Origin of the sequence: Escherichia sp. WS1368 (assembly GCF_046487485.1) — a bacterium.
Taxonomy (GTDB): domain Bacteria; phylum Pseudomonadota; class Gammaproteobacteria; order Enterobacterales; family Enterobacteriaceae; genus Escherichia; species Escherichia coli.
The window spans coordinates 19,038-27,260 of sequence record NZ_JBJQJI010000029.1 but is presented as its reverse complement, the minus strand read 5'-3'; the positions used below and the strand labels follow the sequence as shown (position 1 = coordinate 27,260).

Annotated in this window: 11 protein-coding genes; 3 read left to right on the top strand and 8 right to left on the bottom strand. The window is 51.2% G+C overall.

Annotation, left to right across the window (positions count from 1 at the left end; genetic code table 11):
• Window positions 1-108: 108 nt before the first annotated feature.
• Both mcbR and curA read right to left on the bottom strand, forming a co-directional pair.
• Window positions 109-774, bottom strand: a complete 666-nt coding sequence (gene mcbR / locus ACJHYD_RS23645) for a GntR family transcriptional regulator (protein ID WP_001119576.1) — start codon at window positions 772-774, stop codon at window positions 109-111.
• 197 nt (window positions 775-971) lie between these two features.
• On the bottom strand, window positions 972-2,009 hold the full coding sequence (gene curA, locus ACJHYD_RS23640; RefSeq protein ID WP_001445700.1) for an NADPH-dependent curcumin/dihydrocurcumin reductase: 1,038 nt from the start codon (window positions 2,007-2,009) through the stop codon (window positions 972-974).
• Between the two features lie 180 nt (window positions 2,010-2,189).
• Between curA and ACJHYD_RS23635 the strand changes: the two genes are divergently transcribed.
• Together ACJHYD_RS23635 and ACJHYD_RS23630 are read left to right on the top strand one after the other, a co-directional pair.
• Window positions 2,190-2,708: a GNAT family N-acetyltransferase gene (locus tag ACJHYD_RS23635; RefSeq protein WP_001445699.1), complete on the top strand. Its 519-nt coding sequence runs from the start codon at window positions 2,190-2,192 to the stop codon at window positions 2,706-2,708.
• A complete protein-coding gene (locus tag ACJHYD_RS23630; RefSeq protein ID WP_001076531.1) occupies window positions 2,705-3,154 on the top strand; it encodes a DMT family transporter in 450 nt (149 codons plus the stop codon). Before ACJHYD_RS23635 ends, ACJHYD_RS23630 begins: the two co-directional genes overlap by 4 nt.
• Here the strand turns inward: ACJHYD_RS23630 and ydcY are convergent, their stop codons facing one another.
• Window positions 3,155-3,388 carry a DUF2526 family protein YdcY gene (gene ydcY / locus ACJHYD_RS23625; RefSeq protein ID WP_000018633.1) on the bottom strand — a complete coding sequence of 78 codons (234 nt, stop codon included), beginning with the start codon at window positions 3,386-3,388 and terminating at the stop codon, window positions 3,155-3,157.
• An 85-nt stretch (window positions 3,389-3,473) separates the two neighbouring features.
• The gene (gene ortT, locus ACJHYD_RS23620) at window positions 3,474-3,647 is read right to left on the bottom strand and encodes an orphan toxin OrtT (RefSeq protein ID WP_000061178.1); all 174 of its coding nucleotides are present in this window, start codon (window positions 3,645-3,647) and stop codon (window positions 3,474-3,476) included.
• 194 nt (window positions 3,648-3,841) lie between these two features.
• Here ortT and yncL point away from each other — a divergent pair, with 194 nt between their 5' ends.
• Window positions 3,842-3,937: a stress response membrane protein YncL gene (gene yncL, locus ACJHYD_RS23615; protein WP_001303494.1), complete on the top strand. Its 96-nt coding sequence runs from the start codon at window positions 3,842-3,844 to the stop codon at window positions 3,935-3,937.
• Between the two features lie 96 nt (window positions 3,938-4,033).
• On the opposite strand, the gene patD is transcribed toward yncL, so the two are convergent.
• The 4 genes from patD to ACJHYD_RS23595 are packed head-to-tail and all read right to left on the bottom strand — an operon-like array spanning window position 4,034 to window position 8,219.
• Complete coding sequence (gene patD / locus ACJHYD_RS23610; RefSeq protein WP_001163882.1) at window positions 4,034-5,458, bottom strand: aminobutyraldehyde dehydrogenase; 1,425 nt, start codon at window positions 5,456-5,458, stop codon at window positions 4,034-4,036.
• A 21-nt stretch (window positions 5,459-5,479) separates the two neighbouring features.
• Entirely contained in the window at window positions 5,480-6,274 is a 795-nt protein-coding gene (locus tag ACJHYD_RS23605; protein ID WP_000555471.1) for an ABC transporter permease, read from the bottom strand.
• On the bottom strand, window positions 6,264-7,205 hold the full coding sequence (locus ACJHYD_RS23600) for an ABC transporter permease (RefSeq protein ID WP_001251315.1): 942 nt from the start codon (window positions 7,203-7,205) through the stop codon (window positions 6,264-6,266). Before ACJHYD_RS23600 ends, ACJHYD_RS23605 begins: the two co-directional genes overlap by 11 nt.
• Window positions 7,206-8,219, bottom strand: coding sequence for an ABC transporter ATP-binding protein (locus ACJHYD_RS23595; RefSeq protein ID WP_001551095.1), 1,014 nt, complete (start codon window positions 8,217-8,219; stop codon window positions 7,206-7,208).
• Between the last annotated feature and the right edge of the window lie 4 nt (window positions 8,220-8,223).

The following is an 8,223-nucleotide window of genomic DNA, read 5'->3' as shown; positions in this document are numbered from 1 at the left end:
CGAAGTTGGATGCAAATGTCAGATCGTGTGCGCCTGTTAGGGCGCGGCTGGTAAGAGAGCCTTATAGGCGCATTTGAAAAACCTCCGGCTATGCCGGAGGATATTTATTTAACGATTGTATTGCTGGTATAAAATAGCAATATTTTGTTGCATAATTTCAGCAAGACAATGTCTGCATCCCTCTTTGTCTTTTGCTTTTAACGCGGCGAGTAATAGACGATAGTTTTCTATACGTTCCCGTAATTCCGCTGGATTAATCGCTTCATAAAGATAATGTAAACCAGGTCCCATCCTGACCCACAGTTGCTCAATCATCTCACACAGGATGGGCATATTTGAACGATGATAAATTGCTAAGCGAAATAGCCTGTTCGCATTAATGATTTGTTCCATGTCGCCCTTTTCTTGCGCCTGCTGTAATTTCTCGAGCAATTCCTCGAGTTCCGCCAGGTCTTGCGAGGTGAGGTTTTCAACAGCCAGAGTAACTGCCATTAATTCCAGCTCGTAGCGGATCCGATTGATTTCGTCTAATTGACGTTTCCCCACTTCCGGAACTGTAAATGCTTGCGCTGGTGCGACAGAAAGCGCATTCACCGAAACCAGACGTAATAATGCTTCACGCACAGGTGTAATACTCATACCTAATTGCTCCGCCAGATTTTTAGTAATCAGGCGTGCGCCAGGTTTTAGTGCGCCAATACTAAGCTGATGTTTCAGGTCATTCTCAACCTGCAGAGTCAAACTGACATGTTTCATTTTTTCCGTTCCAGGCATTTTAATTCCTTCGCGTGTTTTCTGTCCAACCCTGCCTGCATGGCAGAAGGAGTTCACCTGGGGTATTAAAGTGAATAATCATAAACCACTCACCTTTATTGTTATTAGCAGCAGAACAATGACGTAGTTAGTTAATTAAAGCTGAAAATAAGCTTTTTGCCTGGATTTTTATGGCGGCTTACGCCGCCGTCGTATCTTTAATCATCACCCGCCACGCGGATCACCACTTTGCCGAAGTTTTTACCCTTCAGCAGGCCGATAAATGTCTGTGGCGCATTCTCTAAACCGTCAGTAATTTCTTCGCGGTAGTGGATTTTATCCTCTTTCACCCATTGCCCCATCTCCTTCTGAAACTCATGGATGCGGTGACCATAATCCTGAGCGATAATAAATCCTTGCAAGCGAATACGTTTTTTCAGCACCGTAGCCATCAGCAGAGGTAAACGATCCGGGCCGGGTGGTAGCTCTGTAGCGTTATAGCTGCTCACTAAGCCGCAGACGGGAATGCGCGCAGATGTATTAAGTAACGGTAGCACCGCATCAAATACTTTACCGCCCACGTTTTCATAATAGATATCAACGCCTTTTGGGCACGCTTTCGCCAGTTGTTCGGCAAAATCATCCGCGTGATGGTCAAGACAAACATCGAAGCCCTGCACCTCAGTAGCATGGCGGCATTTTTCCGCGCCACCGGCCACCCCAACCACTCTACAACCTTTAAGTTTGCCGATTTGACCCACCGTCGCCCCTACTGGTCCTGTCGCCGCAGCTACCACCAGCGTTTCGCCCTCTTTAGGCTGGCCGATATCCAGTAGGCCCATATAAGCAGTAAAGCCTGGCATCCCCAGCACACCCAGCGACCACGATGGATTTTGCGGATGATCGCCAAGTTTCACCAAATCATCACCACTGGATATGTCATAGTCCTGCCATCCACTGTAGCCCAGCACCCAGTCGCCAGGCTGATAATCAGGATGATTCGACTCCACGACACGGCTCACCGTGCCGCCGACCATCACGCCGCCAATATCAACAGGCGGTGAATAAGATGGCTCATCGCTCATACGTCCACGCATATACGGGTCCAGGGACAAATAAACTGTGCGCAGTAACACCTGTCCTTCACCCGGTGTGGCGACATCATCTTCTTCAAGACGGAAATTCTCCGGAACCGGTGCGCCATGCGGACGCGAGGCCAGAACCCAACGGCGGTTACGCTGCTTTTGTTGCCCCATAATGCTCTCCTGTGCTTTTGGCATGAATCCATCAATAGTAGCAGGCTCACGGGATTGGTTTTGTTTGCAGCCGTCACATCCCCTCTGCAACACGCAATAATTTCATCGAGGAATCCGTTGCTTCGGGCTGTTTTCGATAGTATTGATAACATCATCATCATTATTTTATCGAGGCCAGACATGTCCATCCGTTTTGCCCGCAAAGCCGACTGTGCTGCCATTGCGGAAATTTATAACCACGCCGTGTTGTATACGGCGGCTATCTGGAATGACCAAACGGTGGATGCAGATAACCGCATTGCCTGGTTCGAAGCGCGGACTTTAGCAGGTTATCCGGTGCTGGTGAGTGAAGAAGATGGCGTCGTTACAGGATATGCCTCGTTTGGCGACTGGCGTAGTTTCGATGGTTTTCGCCATACCGTGGAACATTCGGTTTATGTCCATCCCGATCATCAGGGCAAAGGTCTTGGGCGTAAATTGTTAAGCCGATTGATTGATGAAGCGCGGGATTGCGGGAAGCATGTCATGGTCGCCGGGATCGAATCGCAAAATCAGGCGTCTTTGCATCTGCACCAGTCGTTGGGATTTGTCGTCACCGCACAAATGCCGCAGGTAGGCACTAAATTTGGGCGCTGGCTGGATCTGACATTTATGCAGTTGCAACTCGACGAGCGCACTGAACCGGACGCGATTGGATGAATCAGTCGCTTACCCTTGCTTTTTTGATTGCCGCCGGAATTGGTCTGGTAGTCCAGAACACGCTGATGGTGCGCATCACCCAGACCTCCTCTACCATTCTCATCGCCATGTTGCTGAACTCTTTGGTAGGAATTGTGCTGTTCGTTTCTATTTTATGGTTTAAACAAGGCATGGCGGGGTTTGGCGAACTGGTGTCCAGCGTGCGCTGGTGGACACTTATACCTGGCTTGCTGGGATCGTTTTTTGTCTTCGCCAGTATCAGCGGATATCAGAATGTGGGAGCGGCGACAACTATTGCGGCACTGGTCGCCAGCCAGCTGATTGGCGGTCTGGTGCTGGATATCTTCCGCAGCCATGGCGTACCACTACGGGCGTTGATCGGCCCAATTTGTGGCGCAATTTTACTTGTGGTTGGTGCCTGGCTGGTGGCCAGGCGCACATTTTAATCAGAGGATGGTGCCACCTTTGGTTAACTGTTCGTGGCGCGCTTCCATATCTTCTTTATGCTTGCGACCGTGATGGGCGATCGCTGTGCGCAGACGCTGCTGCTGGGTGTAGCGATCTTCCCGACTTAACTCCGCGTCATCGCTCAGGGCGATTAATAATTCGTTCATATGGGCAATGACGCTCTCTTCAATCGCGGCATCCACGCGCGCGATGACTTCATCCAGATGCGACATACTTTCTCCTTAGCCACTTGTGAAATTTATCGATTCATCCAAATGATATAAGTCTGCGTGGTGCCGTCAAGCCAGTGAGTAAGATTTAAAACAGTGAAAACAACAGCGCCACCGGGAAACTCATCGGCCATGTTGCCCCCACCAGAAAGGCGCTTAAGAAACGGATGCGTTTCTTATCGTGAGAAAGAAACCAGGTGATAAGAAATGCGATTGCTGCCATAACCGCATAAAAAACAAGCATGTGTTGATAGAGAGACATGTACGGGCGTCCAGCCAGATGAATAAAACGCGCGCAAATATGCGTCATTTTTTGACGTGCATCAAGTTTTATCACCAGTTTGAGAAAAAATCATCAAACAGCAACTTGCCCTTATCCATCTTCAGAATGAGTATTATTGCGGATTTTCTTAACCCGTACTATACACATAGGGGCAATGATAAAAGGTGGCAAAAATGAATGTTTCCAGTAGAACTGTAGTACTGATAAATGTCTTTGCTGCTGTTGGTTTGTTTACTCTTATCTCTATGAGATTTGGCTGGTTTATTTGATGTAGTGATTTTGCACGCAGCACGTACTGTCAGAGAAATCAGTGCTCTGACAGTACGCAAGATCTTCTCATACTCTTACGATCTGCAATATTATCCTTAATGTTTAACCATGACGTGGCGGACGACGGTGTAATCCTCCAGCCCATAAAGTGACATATCCTTGCCGTAACCAGAAAGTTTCTGCCCACCGTGCGGCATTTCACTTACCAGCATGAAATGGGTATTGACCCAGGTACAACCATATTGCAGCCGCGCGCTGACGCGATGCGCCCTGCCCACATCTTTCGTCCATACCGAGGATGCAAGTCCGTACTGGCTGTCATTCGCCCAGTTCACCACCTGTTCTTCGTTGTCGAAGAGCGTAACACTCACTACCGGACCAAATACCTCTTTTTGCACGATGGCATCGTCCTGTAATGCGCCAGCCAGCAACGTCGGTGCATAGTAATAGCCATTACCCTTGCGCTTTTCACCACCGGTGATCACTTTGATGTGCCCTGTCGCTTTCGCCTCTTCTACCGCCTTGCTGACGCGTTCGAGATGCGCCAGCGAGCTTAAAGGTCCAAGCTCCGTAGACTCGTCATCCGGTGCACCCGATTTTAACGTTGCCACTGCAGCACCGAGTTTTTCCACCAGCGTATCGTAAATACCTTTTTGCGCGTAGATCCGACAAGCCGCAGTACAATCCTGTCCGGCATTGTAATAGCCAAAAGTACGTACACCTTCGACCACCGCTTCAATATCCGCATCATCAAAAACTATCACTGGCGCTTTGCCTCCAAGTTCCATATGAGTACGCTTTATGGACGGCGCGGTATGGCTGATGATGTGCTCGCCAGTGGCGATAGAGCCCGTCAGCGACACCATCCGTACTTTGGGATGTCCGGTCAGCGGATCTCCCACCGTTTTGCCTCTGCCAAACAGTACGTTAATCACGCCTGCCGGGAAGATATCTTTCGCCAGCTCTGCCAACTTCAACGCGGTCAGCGGGGTAATTTCTGATGGTTTAAGCACTACACAGTTCCCTGCCGCCAGCGCCGGAGCCAGTTTCCACGCGGCCATCATCAGCGGATAATTCCACGGTGCGATCGAAGCCACGACCCCCAACGGATCGCGACGGATCATCGAAGTATGACCTTCAAGATATTCACCTGCCGCCAGACCATTCAGACAGCGCGCCGCACCAGCGAAAAAGCGAAAAACATCGACAATCGCCGGGATTTCATCATTGAACGCACTATGCAGCGGTTTGCCACAATTACGGGACTCCAGTTCGGCAAAAACCTGACCATTTTCTTCGATAACATCAGCCAGTTTCAGCAGACATTCCGCACGCACTTTCGGCGTGGTTTGCCCCCATTCGGCAAATGCTGCATCTGCCGCGCGCACAGCAGCATCGACCTGCTCTGCGGATGCCTCGGCAATCTCCAGTAAAACGTCCCCCGTTGCCGGATTATAGACAGGCTGTTTTTCCCCTTCGCCGCTAACCAGTTCTCCGTTAATCAGTAACTTATGTTGCATAGCATATTCCTGTATCAGTGGTTATTGACCATTGTCGCCTTCGCGGGTTAGCCACCAGGCCCCCAGGATCGGCAAGGTTGTTACCAACATAACCAGCAGTGCCACCACGTTGGTTACCGGTACATCACGCGGTCGCCCAAGCTGATTGAGCAACCACAACGGTAACGTTCGTTCATGACCTGCCGTAAAGGTCGTCACGATGATTTCATCGAACGACAAGGCAAACGCCAGCATTCCTCCTGCCAGTAACGCCGAACTGAGATTCGGCAACACTACGTAGCGGAAGGTTTGCCAGCCATTGGCCCCAAGATCCATTGACGCCTCAACCAGACTCCACGAGGTGCGGCGAAAACGGGCGATGACATTGTTAAACACCACAACTACACAAAAAGTCGCATGACCGACCACGATGGTGAAAAATCCCGGCTCCAGATTGATGGTTTTAAAGGCGGTTAACAACGCCAGACCAGTGACAATGCCCGGCAGCGCAATGGGCAGCAGCAGTAACAGCGAAATGGCGTTTTTGCCGAAAAAGTCTCGTCGCCACAGCGCGGCAGCGGCCAGCGTCCCTAACACCAGCGCCATTAATGTCGCCAGCGCCGCCACTTTAAGTGACAGTGTCACGGCATCAAGAATATCACTACGCTGTGCTGCCACGCTAAACCAGCGCAGCGTCAGGCCCTGCGGTGGAAAACTAAACGCCGCATCTTCAGTGTTAAACGCATAGGCGGCGATAATCAGGATGGGAAAATGTAGGAAAACCACGCCGCCCCAGGCCGCCAGTTTGAGGAAAAACGGTGCGCGTTCAGAGTGCATCGAACGCTCCCAGACGTTTCACGAACGCCAGGTACAGTGCGATGAGAACAATCGGCACCAGGGTGAATGCCGCCGCCATCGGCATATTGCCAATCGCTCCCTGCTGGGAATAAACCATATTGCCGATAAAATATCCTGGAGGGCCAACCAGCTGCGGAACAATAAAATCGCCCAGTGTGAGTGAAAAGGTAAAGATAGAGCCAGCGGCAATACCAGGGATTGCCAGCGGCAGCACCACATAGCGAAAGGTTTGCCGTGGACGCGCGCCAAGATCAGCCGACGCCTGCAACAATGACGGCGGCAAACGCTCAAGCGCCGCCTGCACGGGCAGGATCATGAACGGCAGCCAGATATAGAGAAACACCAGAAAGCGCCCCAGCCCGGAAGTTGACAGCGTATTGCCGCCCACCGCAGGTAATGTAAGGAACGCAGTCAGCAGTGGTTCCAGCCCAAGATGTTGTAAAAACCACTGAGCCACGCCATCTTTTGCCAGCAATAACGTCCAGGCATAGGCTTTAACAATGTAGCTCGCCCACATCGGCAACATTACCGCAATATAAAAAAACGCTTTCATTTTCCCGCTGGTATAGCGCGCCATATACCACGCCATTGGAAAAGCCAGAATGGCGCTGGCGATAGTGACTGCCACAGCCATAGTCAGCGTGCGGAGAATGATGTCGTAATTCGCCGGATTAAACAGCGCACGGATATTCGCCAGCGTCAGTTCCGGCGTTACCGACATGGTGAAATCGTCAAAGGTATAAAATCCCTGCCATAACAGTGTCAGCAGCGAGCCGAAATAGACAATGCCAAACCACATTAGCGGGCCAAGCAGCAGTAAAAACAGCCCCAGCCCCGGATTACGCCAGAAGAAACCGGACACCTTACCCAGACCTGGACGTGAAGGTGATTGCAATACATTCATCGCCATTCACCTCTCCTCAACCAGCGGCACCATCACATCACGCGACCAGGAAACCATCACCTGTTGTCCGGGCGTGAGCGTGGCAGGCAGTTCTTCGCCTGTCATATTGGCCTGACTCACAAGCAGTTTTTCACCGCCGTTCAATTTCAGTTCAAAACGTGTTGCCGCGCCCTGATATTGCACCGCCTGGATCGTGCCATTGGTCTGCAGTTCACCAGGGGTGTTGAGGCGGATATGTTCCGGTCGCAGGGCGAAGCTTCCCGTCATGCCACAAAGTTTCTCTGCCATCAGTCCATCAAAAACATTCGATGTACCAACGAACCCGGCAACAAACGGCGTGCGCGGGCGCATATAGAGATCGCGCGGGGAATCGACCTGCTCAATGCGTCCATTATTGAAAACCGCCACACGATCGGACATCGATAACGCTTCGCCCTGATCGTGGGTAACGAAGATAAAAGTGATACCGAGAGACTGTTGCAGTTTTTTCAGTTCCAGCTGCATCTGCTCACGCAATTTGAGATCCAGTGCGCCGAGCGGTTCATCCAGCAATAACACACGCGGTTCGTTCACCAGTGCTCTGGCGATGGCGACTCGCTGGCGCTGACCACCAGAAAGTTGTGACGGTTTGCGTTGCTGTACAAACCCCAATGCCACTTTCTCCAGCGCCTCTTGCGCCATCGCATGCCGCTGTTTTTTATTCACGCCTTTGACCATCAGACCATAGGCGACGTTGTCAAGAATCGACATATGCGGAAATAGTGCGTAGTCCTGGAAGACAGTATTCACGTCCCGCTCCCACGGTGGCAGATTGCTGGCGGGTTTACCAAAGATAGAGATAGCCCCGCCGGAAAGCTGTTCGAAGCCAGCAATCAGGCGCAGGCAGGTGGTTTTGCCGGAGCCGGACGGCCCCAGCATAGAGAAGAACTCACCATCTTTTATCGCAATACTGACGCCATCTACTGCGCGCACGTCACCGTACAACCGCGAGACGTTGCCAAACTCCACTGCGTACGTCATAAAA

Excerpts from the sequence above, each read along its gene's own strand:
- mcbR (WP_001119576.1), bottom strand. The coding sequence starts at position 774 with ATGCCTGGAACGGAAAAAATGAAACATGTCAGTTTGACTCTGCAGGTT.
- curA (WP_001445700.1), bottom strand. The coding sequence starts at position 2,009 with ATGGGGCAACAAAAGCAGCGTAACCGCCGTTGGGTTCTGGCCTCGCGT.
- ACJHYD_RS23635 (WP_001445699.1), top strand. The coding sequence starts at position 2,190 with ATGTCCATCCGTTTTGCCCGCAAAGCCGACTGTGCTGCCATTGCGGAA.
- ACJHYD_RS23630 (WP_001076531.1), top strand. The coding sequence starts at position 2,705 with ATGAATCAGTCGCTTACCCTTGCTTTTTTGATTGCCGCCGGAATTGGT.
- ydcY (WP_000018633.1), bottom strand. The coding sequence starts at position 3,388 with ATGTCGCATCTGGATGAAGTCATCGCGCGCGTGGATGCCGCGATTGAA.
- ortT (WP_000061178.1), bottom strand. The coding sequence starts at position 3,647 with ATGTCTCTCTATCAACACATGCTTGTTTTTTATGCGGTTATGGCAGCA.
- yncL (WP_001303494.1), top strand. The coding sequence starts at position 3,842 with ATGAATGTTTCCAGTAGAACTGTAGTACTGATAAATGTCTTTGCTGCT.
- patD (WP_001163882.1), bottom strand. The coding sequence starts at position 5,458 with ATGCAACATAAGTTACTGATTAACGGAGAACTGGTTAGCGGCGAAGGG.
- ACJHYD_RS23605 (WP_000555471.1), bottom strand. The coding sequence starts at position 6,274 with ATGCACTCTGAACGCGCACCGTTTTTCCTCAAACTGGCGGCCTGGGGC.
- ACJHYD_RS23600 (WP_001251315.1), bottom strand. The coding sequence starts at position 7,205 with ATGGCGATGAATGTATTGCAATCACCTTCACGTCCAGGTCTGGGTAAG.
- ACJHYD_RS23595 (WP_001551095.1), bottom strand. The coding sequence starts at position 8,219 with ATGACGTACGCAGTGGAGTTTGGCAACGTCTCGCGGTTGTACGGTGAC.